12 protein-coding genes and 4 pseudogenes are annotated in these 16017 nt (G+C 37.4%); 4 read left to right on the top strand and 12 right to left on the bottom strand.

Annotated elements, in window-relative coordinates; all coding sequences use genetic code 11:
• The first annotated feature begins 638 nt into the window (after nt 1-638).
• Complete coding sequence (xerS, locus tag MUG84_RS11435) at nt 639-1709, top strand: tyrosine recombinase XerS (protein ID WP_244725147.1); 1071 nt, start codon at nt 639-641, stop codon at nt 1707-1709.
• 1269 nt (nt 1710-2978) lie between these two features.
• Nucleotides 2979-3224, top strand: coding sequence for a phosphatase (locus tag MUG84_RS11430; RefSeq protein WP_244725146.1), 246 nt, complete (start codon nt 2979-2981; stop codon nt 3222-3224).
• Between the two features lie 419 nt (nt 3225-3643).
• Here MUG84_RS11430 and MUG84_RS11425 read toward each other — a convergent pair whose 3' ends face one another.
• The 4 genes from MUG84_RS11425 to MUG84_RS11410 form a co-directional block, all read right to left on the bottom strand.
• Nucleotides 3644-4099 (bottom strand): hypothetical protein, encoded by a 456-nt coding sequence (locus tag MUG84_RS11425; RefSeq protein ID WP_244725145.1) that lies wholly within the window; start codon nt 4097-4099, stop codon nt 3644-3646.
• A gap of 53 nt (nt 4100-4152) precedes the next feature.
• A complete protein-coding gene (locus tag MUG84_RS11420) occupies nt 4153-5841 on the bottom strand; it encodes a site-specific integrase (protein WP_244725144.1) in 1689 nt (562 codons plus the stop codon).
• Nucleotides 5842-7125, bottom strand: coding sequence for a tyrosine-type recombinase/integrase (locus MUG84_RS11415; RefSeq protein WP_244725143.1), 1284 nt, complete (start codon nt 7123-7125; stop codon nt 5842-5844). It abuts the gene before it with no gap.
• 189 nt (nt 7126-7314) lie between these two features.
• Nucleotides 7315-8307, bottom strand: a complete 993-nt coding sequence (locus MUG84_RS11410) for a DGQHR domain-containing protein (RefSeq protein WP_244725142.1) — start codon at nt 8305-8307, stop codon at nt 7315-7317.
• Nucleotides 8308-8439: 132 nt separating this feature from the next.
• On the opposite strand from MUG84_RS11410, the gene MUG84_RS11405 reads away from it, so the two are divergent.
• Nucleotides 8440-8781: a helix-turn-helix domain-containing protein gene (locus MUG84_RS11405; protein ID WP_244725141.1), complete on the top strand. Its 342-nt coding sequence runs from the start codon at nt 8440-8442 to the stop codon at nt 8779-8781.
• A 39-nt stretch (nt 8782-8820) separates the two neighbouring features.
• Here the strand turns inward: MUG84_RS11405 and MUG84_RS11400 are convergent, their stop codons facing one another.
• The 8 genes and pseudogenes from MUG84_RS11400 to MUG84_RS11370 all read right to left on the bottom strand — a co-directional run.
• Entirely contained in the window at nt 8821-9237 is a 417-nt protein-coding gene (locus MUG84_RS11400) for a hypothetical protein (RefSeq protein WP_244725140.1), read from the bottom strand.
• A 42-nt stretch (nt 9238-9279) separates the two neighbouring features.
• On the bottom strand, nt 9280-10677 hold the full coding sequence (locus MUG84_RS11395; protein ID WP_244725139.1) for an ATP-binding protein: 1398 nt from the start codon (nt 10675-10677) through the stop codon (nt 9280-9282).
• A 128-nt stretch (nt 10678-10805) separates the two neighbouring features.
• Nucleotides 10806-11048, bottom strand: a complete 243-nt coding sequence (locus MUG84_RS11390; protein WP_244725138.1) for a hypothetical protein — start codon at nt 11046-11048, stop codon at nt 10806-10808.
• A 69-nt stretch (nt 11049-11117) separates the two neighbouring features.
• Nucleotides 11118-11606: pseudogene (locus tag MUG84_RS27650) on the bottom strand (DUF6615 family protein); the annotation flags it as partial.
• A 521-nt stretch (nt 11607-12127) separates the two neighbouring features.
• Nucleotides 12128-12745, bottom strand: a pseudogene (locus MUG84_RS11385) (tyrosine-type recombinase/integrase); the annotation flags it as partial.
• Between the two features lie 53 nt (nt 12746-12798).
• The gene (locus tag MUG84_RS11380; RefSeq protein WP_244725137.1) at nt 12799-13464 is read right to left on the bottom strand and encodes a P-loop NTPase family protein; all 666 of its coding nucleotides are present in this window, start codon (nt 13462-13464) and stop codon (nt 12799-12801) included.
• Nucleotides 13465-14399: 935 nt separating this feature from the next.
• On the bottom strand, nt 14400-14945 hold the full coding sequence (locus MUG84_RS11375; RefSeq protein ID WP_244725136.1) for a GNAT family N-acetyltransferase: 546 nt from the start codon (nt 14943-14945) through the stop codon (nt 14400-14402).
• Nucleotides 14938-15102: pseudogene (locus MUG84_RS11370) on the bottom strand (cupin domain-containing protein); the annotation flags it as partial. The gene MUG84_RS11375 and the pseudogene MUG84_RS11370, both read right to left, overlap by 8 nt.
• Nucleotide 15103: 1 nt before the next feature.
• On the opposite strand from MUG84_RS11370, the pseudogene MUG84_RS11365 reads away from it, so the two are divergent.
• A pseudogene (locus tag MUG84_RS11365) lies at nt 15104-15338 on the top strand (lysine transporter LysE); the annotation flags it as partial.
• Nucleotides 15339-16017: the final 679 nt, after the last annotated feature.

Below are 16017 nucleotides of genomic sequence, written 5' to 3'. Positions count from 1 at the left end.
GTATTAGGGGGATGTAATTAAGGACTTTCAAGGATAATAGAAGATTTGTGAAACGGATTTCGAAACAGCATGGAAGGGGAGGTCGATCAACTGCATAATCAAATATATTGTATAAATTGTATAATACAATTTGTGAAATGATTGTTGTTAGATGTTAGGCGACAAGAACATATCTTTACAAGATCATAGATTGTTACACGTAATTGAGAGACATTATCAATTATATATTGAGGATTTGCTAGGTCAGAGAAGTTTGTAATTGGCTTGGATTTATCAAAGGCGAAAATAATTTCGTGAATTAATTATATTTTGAAGGTCGAGCGGGAGCGGGATCTTTTAACTTTGAGGAAGATTCCTCGAAAAAATATGGCTGGGCCGGAGCCGACAGTTTCCTATAGTTGTTTTCTTTTTATACATAAACACAAAACTCGTTATGGCGACTTTTTTGCATGCACATATTTATCCATATTAAATGAAAAATATTTCGGGTGATATAGACCGATGAAGTCATATTTATCCATATACTTAACTTATTATTATAGGAAGAGAACACGAGCCAATATAATTACGTAAAATAATAATTTGACGAATAAATAATGAATATTATATTATAATATTATAAGGAGGTGGTTCTGATTATGGATAAAAGCATAAAATCACATTACATGAATCGGATTGACGATAAATTAACGGAGTTACCTTGGTACGTCTCTGAATACATAGATAGCCGTAAACGCAAATTGTCGCATACAACGCTCCTGAATTATTGTCACGATTACATTATCTTTTTTGATTGGCTCGTTTCGGAGAAATTTTCGGCAGCAACCCGTAAAGAAGTTTCATTAACCTCATTAGAAAGTTTAACGGTTCGTGAAGTTGAAAATTTTTTGTCGTTTTTGGAGTATCAACTTGGCAATACTAAATACACCATTAACCGCAAGCTGTCTGCGTTAAAATCACTGTTTGATTATTTGCAAAATAAAGCGGAAACATCGGATTTAAAGCCATATATCCAGCGTAATGTCATGGCCAAGATCGAATTTAACTCCGTTAAAGAAACCCAGGAAACGATCGCTAACCGCATTGAAGGCAAAATACTCCGTGAAGACGATTTTGAATTATTCCGGCAATTTGTCGCCCATGATTATGGGGTGCAGAATCAATCCAACCTTAGAATATTTCGTTTCCATGAAATTAATCGTGAACGGGATACGGCGATTGTATCTTTGATCCTGGGATCCGGACTCAGATTGTCTGAAGTCGCAGGAATCAACGTTGATGATTTGGATGTGAATAAAGGTTTGGTTCGTGTATTGCGTAAAGGTAATAAAGAGCAATATGTTTATTTTAGCCAACAAGCATTGCTTGATTTGGAAAATTACCTGAAGATCAGAGAAACGCGTTACGAAGCGGAAAAATCCGAAAATTATTTGTTTATAGCAGCGCCAATCGGTCGTAAAGGAAAAAGCCGGCGATTAACACCAAGATCAATTGAGAAGTTGATTGAAAAGTACGCTGCAGCTTTTGGAAAGCCGACGTTGACGGTGCATTCCTTAAGACACTCCTTTGCGACACGGTACCACCTGGAGAATAACGATGTACCGCGATTAAAAAATCAATTGGGGCATTCATCGATACAGACGACCATGATTTATACACACTTAACAGATGAAGAGATGAGAAATGCAGTGAATAATATGGACAGGTAAAAACGCGATGTTATGCGGTTTTCTTCAGACATGTTCACAAAACTCGTATTTTATACATATGTCTATAAGTAAGCTTAAACCCTTTATGTGATTGAATTTGTATGGATTGTGTCACAATCATAAGGTTTGACTGTATCATTCGTTTTACCACTTCCCCTGGATTGGATCTACTTCTTATAAAAATAAGATTTATTTTTAAACCGATAAAAGAAAAAGCCGGTTCTCTTGTCAAGAACCGGTTTGTGAATTTCATGTGCCACAGTCTCGTCAATATCATCCCGATACATGCGAATGGCCTTTACTGAAGTTCCGAAGCCCACATCCTTCTCGCCTGCCTGTAAACCTTTGAAAATCCGTCTGCGAAATCATTTATTCTTTGGTTGGTATTGCCGGTCTATATTCGCCCACTCACAATCACCGGACATAATTTCTATATGGGAGTCAATAATAAAATAGGTTGCCATTAAAGCAACTTCTTAGCCTTTAGCGGTGGTTATTTGATCTCATATGCTGCATAACAAAAGCCAACTTGTTCTAAAGCAGTACCTTGTCCAGCATACACATCGATATTTCCTACTCTATCATAAACGTCAAAACTTTTACCTTCATAATCATCATATGCAACTATCTGATTGTTTTTTCCTTTTGTATTTACCGAATAACCTGTTGTTCTACTCCGATCACAACAAGGATTTAGCCCCGACTTACTACATCTGCGAAGACAAGTGCATCTTTAGGGAGACGGCAAAAAGGACTCCCCGGGCTTCCAGCTGGCTAGCCTTTTTTGTTAGCTTTCAGTTCAGTTAATCCTGCTATAAACATCATTATCCCAATCAGAAGAAACGAAAATATAGTACAGTACAACAATGGTTCATATACGTTTGTTAGATTAATATTATTGAAAAACTTATGAAATAAGAAGTATCCTAGAGGGACACTGAAAAATATTAAGATGAATGATAATGTAAACCATACATTAAATTTTCCCATAAAAACCCTCCCTTCATTTTTGGGCGCTTCGGCTGCAGCACATCGATGTGTGATGTACTGAATGTAATGTAACCATCATTGCGACTAAAATTGATAACGATAAGATCATTAATAGAGTTTTTTTGTCACGTAAATAAAAAGCATAGACTATCCTTTCCTTCCTTTTTTAGTACAAGTATACTAGAATTAACAATCAAGAAATTTCTTATCTATTACTGTAAAGTATTTTTCGATGTATGTAAATTACAAAAGTAGATATATTTAGGAGGTTATGAGTTAATGAAGAAATTATATGTTGGTTTGACCCTTTTGTTGTTTAGTGCCATTATCTATAGTTCAAGTTTAATTTCTGCGGCTATTTACTCTCAAGTTCTAGTAAAAGAAGGTGTAGGGTGGGACTCAAATTATGGTATTTTTAAAACTGCTCTAATGGAAACAGGGGCCATGCCTATTACAATAGCAATTTTCTCGGGAATACTAGGAATAGTATTAATTATCAAATCACTAAAAAGAAAACCAACTTAATGTCAAGAACCGGTTTGTGAATTAATCACGTTATTTAATGGAGTCTTTCGTTACGTTGTATACATGTGCCACAGCCTCGTCAATATCATCCCGATACATGCGAATGGCCTTTACTGAAGTTCCGAAGCCCACATCCTTCTCGCCTGCCTGCAAACCTTTGAAAATCCGTCTGCGAAATCATTTAACGTGGAAAGTGCTGATTTTATGTACAATCTCGGATGATTTCAAGCTCTTCTTTGGTTGGTATTGCCGGTCTATATTCGCCCACTCACAATCACCTCAAGGCGATTATAATGCGAATGCACGTTCTAATTCGAGTCTTGACATCACACTTCAAACTGCAAGGATCTCCTTAACTCGGAACTAAAAAATTAGGGTATCTCATTGTCACTTAATGACTTATGAAATACCCCAAACATTTATTTGAAATTTTCAAACTGAGATTTAAGCCATGTCTGATTCTGCACTGCAATAAACTGCTCAGCATTAATAAGCAATTCCACAAGTTCTAACTTTGATAACTGCAAATATCGTGACTTAACCCTCTCTAGATCCCGATCTATTTTGATGTTTCTAAAATCAACATCTCCTACCTTAATTTTAGTCCTCTTTGATGGTTTAGGTTTGTTTTTCGTGTGTTTTAAGTAATAGTCGTATAGATCCGTATTGTTTTTGACGCTATTTGGGTGAATACCCTTTCCCGATTCATCAAATTCCTTTGATCTTTCTGCAATATTTCGATAGGAAATTGTTTTTGAATCCCTAAGCAAAGAATGAATTGCTTTAACACCAAGTTTAAAGATTCTACTTTTTGATTCCTCATTATTTTCTATTAACCATGGCTTTTCAGTTGTTGATCTTAATTTTTGGCTCATAACGATCATCCTTTTGACAACGCTCCATAAGTTCAATTTCTTTCAATTCATTTTTAGCCTACAGTATCTGAAATTTGTTGATGTGTAGGCGCCGAGTAGTACTCAGTTACAGATATGTCTTTTTGATGTAACAGTGATTTTACAATATCGATCGGAATCTTTTCCGTTTGAACAGCATGCGTAGCGAAGGCGTGTCGAAGTAAATGAGCTTTTAAGACAACTTGATTTCCTTCACTTGTCTGAATTATAGTCCCATGGAGTAAAAAACGGATGATTGCATTGATTGTAAATTCATTGATATGCCGACCCTTGTATTGAAAAATATAACGTTTTTTGCTCATTAAATGCTTCCGAGTAGCAGCACTATATTCTACTTCGGGAATCGATGAGGAATTATACGATTCCTTTAGAAGATTAACAATATCACTCATGAAACGGTATACTTCCTCAGGCATGTAGTAATTTTCTTCTTCCTCGCGACCCTTAGGTATTAATCGGTATATATAATTTTTACTTGGTGGTGTCACGCTATTATCAACAGTAACAATACAACAGTTCTTGTCATAACTAATTTGTAATAGCTCGTTCATTCGGGCGCCGGATGAGGTGATAATATCAAGTGCAAATCGAGCAAAAGTACATGCTACGTAAATTGGCTCTAAATTAATTAACAATTTATCAAATTTTCTTGAGTTTCGAACTATAAATACACTCTGTGTTAATAACCCGGGATTCCTGATTTGGAAAGGTGCCTGACCTTGCACTGCATCTTCATATCCCCATTGATTTAAATACTCGACTATTTTTAGCCGTTCATTATCTTCTAAATATTCTTGGTCCCATATACCAATTAATCTAAGGCGAAGTATTTCAAGAAACCATAGTCCATCTCCTGGTCTTCCGTCATCCAGGTTCTCAGCTCTAACAAATTCCAGAAAAACTTCATTTTCTGATGAAGTTCCTACTTTATAGTATCGGCCGAAGCTCTCTTTATCCCATAAGACAAAATGCCATCGCTCATTAGTATATTCGGATTCATCATAACTAAATTCTAGTGGTAATGTTATTCGATCATGCCTAGCCTTCTCTAGGACGTCTCTCATAGCTTTGCGGAGTCGATGCACCTGGTTCCACCTGAAATGGCTTTCCGCCCTTATTTCAGGCAACTGAGGCGTTACAGCAGAGGTTTCAGTTTTCCTAGTTTCTTTCGCAACATCAAGAGCTTTGGTTCTAACTGAAAAATCACGATTGTCAAAAGGCAACTTTGGAAAGAGAAATTTAGAAAAATAACTTTGTTGTTCGTTAGTAAACTGTGTGGTTATCCATTTTGACACGTTAAAAATGAAACTTCCGTAGGCTGTGAGAAAGGACTGTCTCTGTCGATCTGTATGATCAGGCATTAAGCTGCCAGTCAAGTATTTTTCGACGACTGAGTAATTAAACTCAACCATTTCAGACAGCTCTGCAGCTGCGAAGAGGTTTTTCAGTCTAGCATTAATAGTACTCATTAAATTATAAATCGACTGTGGCGACAGTTTTCTATCAGTTACACTTAACAAGCTTAGACCCATATGATTCTGCCAAGGGGTGCCAACAATATTTGAAACAAAGTATCTTAATGAGTTGGGATCAACGCTGTCCCAATAATAGTTGCCATCATAATCCTTTAGTTCTAATAACGCAGAATCGATTTTCCCAAAAAGTAATTGGTACCATTGTTTAAGTTCAAGTTCATTTGTCATCTATTCCATTCCTTCATAAAAGTCATTTAACCACTCTTCTTCAAAATGTTTATCTTGGATAGATACTATCTTGGAAGCTGGAACATCTTTATTAGTCTTTTTATTTTTCAAGTATTCTTTTTCACGGCGTGTATATGTTTGAATCATCTGTTCATGAATATCGCGATATTTTTCTTCATCATATAAATGCTCATATATATTAATCGTTTCGGAATCCCGCCATTTCATGTAACCAATCAATTGCTTTTTTTTATCCTCAATTTCAGCCTTTGAGGTAGAAGTTTCGTAAATTCCTCTAAGTCGAGAAGTCACAAACCAATGTCTTGCTTTATGAATGTTCAGTTTCATCCCTGAAGTGGAGATTATTTTATGCCAATGATTATAAAACGCATTATATTTATACTGGTCTCCTCTTTGGGAAATGAAAATAAAGTCATTATCAGATAAACTCTCGAACTTCACTTGATTTTTGGCGGATTTTCTTCTCTCTGTATTTATATAGCGAATTAGCAGCTTTAAGGTTTCAGGGGAGATGCGAACAAACTTAGTTCTTCTCCTGAAGCTTCCTTTGTTAAAGGCTGATAATTCATGTTTATCCATACGATTCCGGTAATCCCCGATTGTTAAATCCAATATCTCACTGATTCTGGCACCGGTTTCAAATAAGAACCGGATAATTACTTCATCTCTTAACGTCCAATTTGATTTTTCCCCAGCATTATAAACTTTATAAGGTAAATCCCAATCACCAATAACTTCGGGTATCCATTCATCCTTCATAATTTTGAAATACGATTCAGTAATTTTCCTGTAATTCACAGGTTCTTCAGTACCAGCGATCTTCGGCATGCGCTGTCGACCTTTTCTTTCTCCTGGAATCTCAAAATCCTGTTCTATAAGATCTAGATTTACCAAAGGGTTACCATGTTCATACAGGCCCAGTTTTATCATAGCTTTGTAAAATGCCTTAATCGCAGCTAAAAAGTGATTAACCGTTTTTTTGCTCTTGTTTGTTAGAAACACTTTTTCATATGAATCCTGGTCTCTAACTTTGCAACCTAATTCTTTTTGAAGGTATTGTTTAATAGCGGACTTGACAGCTAATACTGAACTGTCCCATAAAATTCTTTCTCCTTGGAAAAGACTTTTCGTTTTTAGCCAATAGAAAAAAGGCTCCAAAGCATTCAGATATGAAAGCGATGTACTCTCACTTACTCTTCCTAGTTGGTAATGATAATACTCTGTAAGAGGCATAAAATGATTTTTCTCGTCATCAAATACCATTAGTGAATATCTGCTCTCAATATCTGGCGGACAAAAATAGTGCTTGAATCTATTGGACACTAGTAATAACCCACTTCCTATTAATGATTCACAAATATTATAAAGGTTACATGTCTACAAACCGATATGTAAATAATTCCAAGCAAAAGAGGACAATTCATATATCCTGAATGTCCCCTTTTCGTTGTATTAACTAATCATAATCTCTGTAATCTCTTGAGATAATGCCCTCGAACCGGTTAACCCTTTAATAAATCTTAATGAACCGGTAGTAGACCAATCGATTTGTTTTAACTTCTTTACTGATTTGATAAGTGACGAGTAATCAATTGACTTCTTATTACTGCTCAGATGTTTACTTAAAATATTACCAGCTGCAATGGATAAAGCATCCATGCAAACGATATGAGTTAGTCTATGGCCCGAATAGTCCAGCCATTCGGTGGGTAGCGTTTCCTTAACAGCTGTAAAATACATCAGAGCTATGTTTAGTTTCTCTTCTTTAGATAGAACAACTAACTGATCTTCTTTAAATAAGAAATGAAGGGTACGGTAAAGATTTTGAAGAGTGATATGCCTGCCCTTTACTCTCTTACCTATAATGCTGCCGATAAGTATAAAAGGACTTTCTTTGCGTGTTAACAACTCAGTTGCAACCCAGCTAAGATCATCTGTATCTCTTCGGAGGTATTTACTTAAAGACGGACCAATGCCTTTCGCTTTGGTATTTATTGTGTCAAAAAGTTTAATCTCTTCGTCATCATCAAGGGCGTGGAATGCAAGGAATGGGATTGCAATATCAGAATTTGTCTCTTGAACATACTTCCTTATTCCACCTAATCGATGTTGTCCATCCATTAGAGAAGCTTTCCCCTTACAAACTAATCTCCCGTAATTAGGTCGCATTTTATCGTAACACGTGAACTCCCAATTACCACAGGCATTAAGCAAAACTGGTGTAAATAGCGCATCTTCCCCTTTGGACAAATAAACGGCAAAGTCATGACAGCGCTTTGGATCAACTGGGCGCTGATAACCCTTACCGTTTGGATCATCATAGGGTTTTACAAAAGTGATGTTCAGCGCTATGGCTGCCGGTAAGTGGCTTTGATAAGCAACTTTTCCCCGCATCTTATATTGCAAGACATTTTCAATTACATTATTAACTGGCAAATTACTCATGATGTCATCTCCATGAAGTTTCTCATATTAAAATATAGTACTTATAAGTACTTTTATCAATGGTATTTATAGTTAGATGCTCTGTTTATGCTACATTCACTTGCCTAATGTATAAATTAGGTGGTGATTTGTATGGCAAGCCTGGCAAAATTAGTCGGGGAACGGATTAGACAAATTCGTAAAGCACAGAAGATGAGTCAAGAGGGACTTGGAGAATTAGCAAACTTACAGAGTTCTTATATTGGTGGAGTAGAGCGTGGTGAGCGAAATGTCTCAATAGAAACTCTGGAAAAGATCATAAAAGCACTTAACATGTCATATTCAGAGTTTTTTAGGTTCGGTGAAATTGGGACATCTTCTAAGCTCTCTAAGGAAGAATTAATTGAAGTATTTAGCGGGGAATTACTAACAAGAGACATCTCTGATGTTAAAGAGATATTTGAGATCTATAACATAATTAAAAAAGGCAAGTAGTCACTGGTACTGTGAACTGCTTGCCTCTTTTTTATCTAACTATTTCGTTTCAGTACCAGCTGCAGCTTCGTTGAAAAACATTCCTCTACTTAATCTCTTTTGGATTTCATTAAACCAACCTTCAATTTCTTTCTCCTTATCAATTGCACATAAATGATCATATGTCATAGTTGCTGCAACCTTATCATTCAGCCATTTCTTTATTTTTGACTCTCCCAATTCTGAGATTCCACAAAGCAACTTTGGTACATCATCGAAATCACCAAAAGTAACATCTAGATTCATTACATGCTTGATACATTCAGGATGAATATAATTCTCCAGTTCTTTCTTTGAAGTAATAAAAGCAATTGAGCCATCCTGTCTTTGGTTAACACTATTTGCAGAGAACAGATATTTGGGTTCTGCAGGAGGTTCATAATCCCTATCATAAATGTGTACTTCAATAGCTCCCAAATTTTTGAGATAACGATGCTTAACCCACTCTGCTAACGAACTTCAACCTAACGGTAAGATAGTTATTCTTGGATCATTATTTATGTCCGGGAAAGATGGCTCTCTTTGATGTAATACTTTACTAATGTGTTTTAGGAAGTTTACATCGTTAGATCCTTCAACACATATTATTACAGGTGTAATTGCTGTGGACACGTCTGGAATGATACCAAGAGCAGAAGAAACCTGTTCAAAAACAAATTCTGAATTCTCAAGAACAACTTTTTGGCCTTCTGGGTTATTTGTGATATATCTTAGTGAATCAATCGGTATTTCACCAGCTAAAGCTGGAACGTGGGTTGTAATCAACACCTGACAATTATCCTCGTTCGAAAGTTCAAGCAATGTCTTAATTATTTTGAGTTGATTTGAAGGATGTTGAGACGTTTCTGGCTCTTCGATTGCATATATTACTGGTACCGAGGATTGACCGCCTTTTCTCTCTACTTCAGCTTTAAAAAAGCTAAGTAATATTAATCTTCTGACCCCACTGCCTCTTTTATTAATCGGAATGGAATTATCGCCAGTGAGTGAAAGTTTAAATAAACTATCCCATTTTGGATCATTTTTAAAAATAGGCAGTAATTCATTTGCTAATGCAGAGTCAAATCCTTGCAGGTGCTGAAGAGTGCGATTTGCAACTTCTTCAACGTTACGTCGAATCTCTTCAACTATTTGAGTGATTTCATTTTCTACTTTCCTAATTGCCTCAGAAATGGCCAATTTCATTGGATCTTGAACTTCAGAATCGTCGTCTTTACTTGGGCGATCTGCTTGAAATAATGCGTAAATTGGCAACTTCTGATTAAGACTCTCCCAGATACTTTTTCCATCTTCTTTGTTCAGTTGTAAATATCGTTCAGAAAGCTGTAATTGGCCATCATAGTGTTGGTATATTGCTTTTCGAATAGATGAACTAGATCGGAGATCCACATTACTTTCATCAATTTCGAGTTCCTTGATACGTATTTTAAGATCTGTAATTTTTAACTGCAGTAGATCGTTCAAATGAGGTTTATTAGGATGAACGCATTTAATGTGGACACTTTCCTTTGGAGATCTGTTGGAACAATCATAGAATTTATGTATTTCAAGATTACCTTCATTATTTAATAAATACTCATGTACAAGACTTGTTGTAGACGTTGAATCAATGACTATACTTGCTGGAACGTCTGTAAAAACGCAGCCTATCCGAACTAACTTATTATCGCTATGAACACATGAATCGTTTGAATCAACTTTCACTACCTCATTATTGAAGAAAATTTCCATTGCCTCGAGTAAAGTTGATTTACCTGCATCGTTTGCACCTATAAAAGCAGTGAAATTGGAGATATCTATACGTACTTCATGTTTATAAGATCTGAAGTTCTCAATAATCAACGTTTTTAACTTCATACGGCCTCCAAGGTGTTACTAATCTGTTTATTACTTTCTAAAACACTGTTTTTGGAACAATGTCTGTATTGATTAGTAGAAGAGAAGATAATAAGCACATTGATGATATGTTAAAAATGTTAAAAGTACTAGGGAATGGGCACATTCGTCCCGTTAAATCCTGGATTTTCCAATAATGACACAACGACGTAGGAAACGGTTGGCTGAACCAGCGATTCGGAAGTTTCGGCCTGTGCAGGGAAATGCTCTGCCACTGCCTCCTCTCCGTAAGATTGAACAAGAATATCCCTTACGTAAAACGGTGGATCGACTGATACGACGTCTTCCCGACTAACCCCGAAGGTTTGAAAATAGTCTTTGAAATTCGACAAAAGCTGTTCGAGAAATCCTGTACTACTGGGGCCGCTTGAAGATCGGGAAGGATACGTGCAGAACAAGCAGCTCATAGGCAAAGAAAGGTTATTAACTTCATCGAATGCGAAAGTCCTTCTCGCCCTCGTCCCCCGCCGCATCGCTAACAGTCCATAAATTCGATCGGCTGAGGTGTATGTCCAGCCAAAATAGTTGTTTGTGTTCGCGCAAGTACAAGAATGCCCGGTGATCGTGTCATTGTAATAGTTATAAAATACGTATATCGGGAGCGCCCTGTTGGATCTCGCTCTACGCATCAACAGATCAATCTGGCGCAACCCTCGTCTTGATCGACGAATGTCGTGATTTGGTTTATACACGAAGCTTTCTAACAATATCTTCTTTGCTTGGACGCGAAGCTTGATCCACCGGCGACATGGTGTGTATAGGTGCCATTCCCAATCTGCTCCCGTGATTGACCCTTCCTCCAGCTTGTTGTATTGCCTCACAAAATTGTGAGGATGTGTAGCGAGGTCTAGCAGGATAAGCTCAGTCAACGTCTCCTCTTGGATTTGCATCCCACCGGGTGTACGATTTGGAGAGTGTATCCCAGACCCACTCTGAATATAACTGTATATTTGAACATAACATGAGCCCAACTCCTGCCTATTAGCTTGGTACCGAATCATTAATACAGTAAATTAATCTCTCACCCTCAATGAAGCTCTAGGCTACCACTTGCTCCCGAATTATCATGACTTCCTTTTTTATCCATCAGTAATTCTACCATAGTTTACAACAGAATTAATAGCCTGAATTCGACAAAAAAGGACAGCTAAAATGCTGTCCGTTAATAGTAGGTTTTTATTTGTGTCACAATCCATGGAATGTAGCGTAATGACGGCCATTCTAGGTCGTAGTTGTATATGTAGATTACATAGTATTTTATACATATGTCTATAAGTAAGCTTAACTTGATCTTTTCTTTCATGAATTTTTCCAGGTCTGGTAGGTAACTTTATGTCATTCTCCAGTCTGGTGGGCAACTTTGTGTCAATTCCCCAGCCTGGTAGGCAACTTTATGTCACTCCCTACCAAATTATTTGTCCATGTTGTTTACAGCGTTTCTCATTTGATCATCTGTTAAGTGCGTATAAATCATAGTAGTTTGTATTGAAGAATGTCCTAATTGATTTTTTAATTTTGGGACATCATTATTCTCAATGTGATAACGTGTGGCAAATGAATGCCTCAAAGAATGTACCGTCAAAGCCGGCTTTCCAAAGGCTGATGCATATTTCTCAACAAGTTTTTCTATAGAACGTTGTGTTAAACGTCTATTTTTACCTTTGCGTCCTACAGGTGCTGCAATAAACAAAAATCTTTCATTTTTTTCTGGGGTATATCTCGTTTCCCTTACCTGCAGGTAATTATCTATATCTAGAGATGCTTGGCTGCTAAAGTAAACATATTGCTCTTTTCCTCCTTTACGAGTTACTCTTACAGATGATTTTGTAAGATCTAAATCCTCCAGATTGATTCCGGAAACTTCAGATAATCTTAGTCCTGATCCTAAGATTAATGAAATTATTGCCGTATCTCGTTCACGATTAAACTGATGAAAATTCATGATACGTTTGTTTGTTTTATTTAATTCGCCATAATCGTACGCTACAAACACTCTAAACGCTTCAAAATCATTTTCTCTTAATATTTCAATCTACAAACAGAAAAGGCCTGGCTAAGAATTACAGCCAGACCTGGTTTTAATTATATGCTGAAGCCAAAATGCTCTTCAATTTGTTTAATGGTATCCATAGGGTCGGTTCCGAGTGTATTTCGTTTAAACCACCTGAACCCGCTCTCACAAATTTCCTTTTCACCCTCTTCCACCTTGTAAAACATGGTTTGAAAGACGTTTTCGAGGGCTGCTTCAGGATTCCTTAGCCCCATGATGCACTCGTACATATCCCTTTTGCATTCCCGATTGAAGTAATCACGGCGGACCACTTCTTCGGAGGAGAGCAGAAACACCACTCTGCTGTAATCCGAGATCTTCTTTAAGGTCTGTACGTCAAAGAAACCATCAACAATTATTTTTTTACCTTCTGCATTGCCAGCAAGTTTGAGAAGGTGTGCAATGACCATCTCCGTTTGTTCACGGAATGTTGTGTTCAACCACTCCGAATATTCCTCAGGTGGTCGCATGAAATACTCCTCCCAGGACGGAAACTCTGGTCGCTGACTCATGGCTGGTTGAAAATGTGGATCAACTAAAAGTTGATACGAAGCAAATTGTTCGTCCCAATCCAACAAAATTAGATCGTACTTATCTGCGAGATACCTGCTGGCCGTCGTCTTCCCGCCGCAGGCCTGGCCAGTAATCACGTACACGTTCTGCAGATGGTGCTTCAAAATGTTATCAGAAATTTTCATATATCTCATCCCCTATTATTCGTATTTCGTTGTGTTGGAATAGGGGTTAGTAATCAAACATACGTAATCCCTCCTTAAAGAAATATTCTTTGCAGATAGGGATGTACTTTTCCATAGTAGTAAGCCTCCTTTCGTGGAATACATTACTAATTCTATGCACTTTCATGCATTCCTTTACGTTTCCCAAAAAATTCCTCTTCCGCATTATTGCCCGTCTACACTAATGCCTAACACGCTGCACTGTTGCACTAATCTGCCCGTTAGCTTAATGACGGCGGAGCTTTTCTCAAGAACTAACGTTTATTTTGGCCTTTTTTAATTTGAATAGGGTCGTACCTTGGCCCACTGGCTATGAATAGATGTTATTGTCCTCAGACATACGTACTTATAGTTCCGCCAGAATGTAGGCATTTTTGTGTCATTATCCTACAATGTAGGTACATTTGTGTCATTAGACAGGTCACATTTGTGTCATTAGACATTGTCTTTTCCCTTGTCTCCATTTAAAAATCTTTGCACTAACGGGACACGTGAGTTTAATAGATTAATAATCGGCACGAGCCCTCATCGTACAACTAAACACGCCTTTGAAGCTTGACATTACATTCTGACGTTGTCGCAGTGTCGTACTCCATATAATTCACAGAGCCGTTAAAGTTCAAATAAACTTCATAACGCATGCGGATTGCAGGTAAAGTAATCAAATCCAGAACATTTTCCTTTGGAACCCACCTACACTCGCTCTTTTCATCAGAAGTAGCTAACTCTCCACCCACAGCTTTGCACACGAAATCAAACATGCGGCTGCAGACCAGAATGATATTGAGACAACAAAAGAACCTCACTCCGCGCTAATTCTGTACGGAAAAGAGGTTCAATTACTTAAGCATCCAGTTCGTCGCAATCTAAACATAAGAGATTTGGGCTGCAATATCCTACATCTGGTCATGAGGATTTATTATAGCTAATACCTGATGATCTTCCCATATCCCATTAATCTTCACATTTTTTTGTGAAATCCCTTCTTTATGAAACCCGGCTTTTTCCAACACTCGCATGGATGCAATATTATGAGGCATTACACCCGCTTCTATCCGATGTAACATCAATTCATTGAATGCATAATCGATAACTAATTTTACTGCTTCTGTAGCGTACCCCTTACCATTACTCCTTTCATCCAAAAAATAACCAATGATAGCATTTTGAAGGGAACCACGAATAACTTGAAACAGGCTAATGGTTCCAATGAGTTTATCATTATTATTGATAAAGATTCCAAAGTTATATTCTTGGCCTTCAAGCATGGTTTCTTGATTTTTAGTTATTCTCTTAATTTGATTTTCCATCGTATAAAAATCATTACTACGAGTCATTGAAAACTTCTCAAAGATTTCGCGATTCTCTGTTTCTAATCTAAGTAGTTCTACTGCATCCTCAATGTTTAGCGGCCTAATGTAAATGTTATTACCTTTAATCATTTAAATCTCTCCTAAATTTATTTTTCTTACTTTTGAAAATGGTATTAGTCCGGTAATATATTGTCATACTCAGACGAGTTAACTTTTCCCCCGAATTATAGTATGTGTGAGGTCTATCCGCCTTAAATCTAATTGAATCACCATTTTTTAGATGATAATTGCTTATAAACATCTTACCAATGATACAAGCACCTTTAACCATTTTAGGTGTAGGTTATATGTTATATTTGCTTATAAAGCATTACAAGTAAAGACGTTAATAATGAAAGAAATGAAGGTAATGATAGATATCTTATCACAATAGGTATATTGGTACAATTTATAAAACCAAAAGGTATTCTATATGGTATAACGATAGTATCAACCTTCATATTGCCTTATTATACTTCTTACTTTATTTTGTCTGACAAAAGATAAAAAGATCACCAGAATTTCAAATGAGCAGATGATCAGCACGGTATCCCCGCAACCACAACACACCGTTAATTCGTGCATGTCGAAAAGCACTTGAATGAGTTCCTTCTGTTCCTCGATCACCTTCTCTATCATGTTATTTCCTTTCTCTGGAATTGACGTATACACCACCCTGCGATCGTTTTCCGAGACCGGCGAAGAGTATCCCACAGGAGGTGTGTTCCTCGATGTCGTACCTTTCGAACGGCTCGTCTTCACCTGGGGTTACCCGATGATCCCATCGAGAACTCCCCTGTCGTGACCCTAACTCTCACCGCACATGGCGACCGCAGCGAGATGATCTTCCACCTGCGCGGATTCGCCGGTCACCCCGGCGATCAGTACGTGTACGACGGCTGGTCCAATACACTCGACGATCTGATGACGCACCTGCTCCTACGGCGGCATTGGCCAAGAGGCACGGTTCGGCGAACTGAAACCTTTCACAGTTGAAGCACTGGGTTCCCTATACTGATAGTAGCGCGAAATTGGATTGCTTGGTGTTTAACATCTACTTTAGTGCAGAAAGACGTAGTACATACCACTGGTCAAGCAGCCCAGAATAAACCTTTTTTGTTGCTTCCATTGATCTAAAACATAAAGATGTCGTTGTAGTCCA

Source organism: Paenibacillus mangrovi (assembly GCF_022898935.1).
In the GTDB taxonomy this organism is placed as follows: domain Bacteria; phylum Bacillota; class Bacilli; order Paenibacillales; family Paenibacillaceae; genus Paenibacillus_AQ; species Paenibacillus_AQ mangrovi.
The sequence above is the reverse complement of the archived record's forward strand: the minus strand, read 5'-3'. Positions and strand labels throughout refer to the sequence as shown.

Excerpts from the sequence above, each read along its gene's own strand:
- MUG84_RS11375 (WP_244725136.1), bottom strand. The coding sequence starts at position 14,945 with ATGATTAAAGGTAATAACATTTACATTAGGCCGCTAAACATTGAGGAT.
- MUG84_RS11415 (WP_244725143.1), bottom strand. The coding sequence starts at position 7,125 with ATGGTATTTGATGACGAGAAAAATCATTTTATGCCTCTTACAGAGTAT.
- MUG84_RS11430 (WP_244725146.1), top strand. The coding sequence starts at position 2,979 with ATGAAGAAATTATATGTTGGTTTGACCCTTTTGTTGTTTAGTGCCATT.
- MUG84_RS11395 (WP_244725139.1), bottom strand. The coding sequence starts at position 10,677 with ATGAAGTTAAAAACGTTGATTATTGAGAACTTCAGATCTTATAAACAT.
- MUG84_RS11410 (WP_244725142.1), bottom strand. The coding sequence starts at position 8,307 with ATGAGTAATTTGCCAGTTAATAATGTAATTGAAAATGTCTTGCAATAT.
- MUG84_RS11425 (WP_244725145.1), bottom strand. The coding sequence starts at position 4,099 with ATGAGCCAAAAATTAAGATCAACAACTGAAAAGCCATGGTTAATAGAA.
- MUG84_RS11380 (WP_244725137.1), bottom strand. The coding sequence starts at position 13,464 with ATGAAAATTTCTGATAACATTTTGAAGCACCATCTGCAGAACGTGTAC.
- MUG84_RS11405 (WP_244725141.1), top strand. The coding sequence starts at position 8,440 with ATGGCAAGCCTGGCAAAATTAGTCGGGGAACGGATTAGACAAATTCGT.
- MUG84_RS11420 (WP_244725144.1), bottom strand. The coding sequence starts at position 5,841 with ATGACAAATGAACTTGAACTTAAACAATGGTACCAATTACTTTTTGGG.
- xerS (WP_244725147.1), top strand. The coding sequence starts at position 639 with ATGGATAAAAGCATAAAATCACATTACATGAATCGGATTGACGATAAA.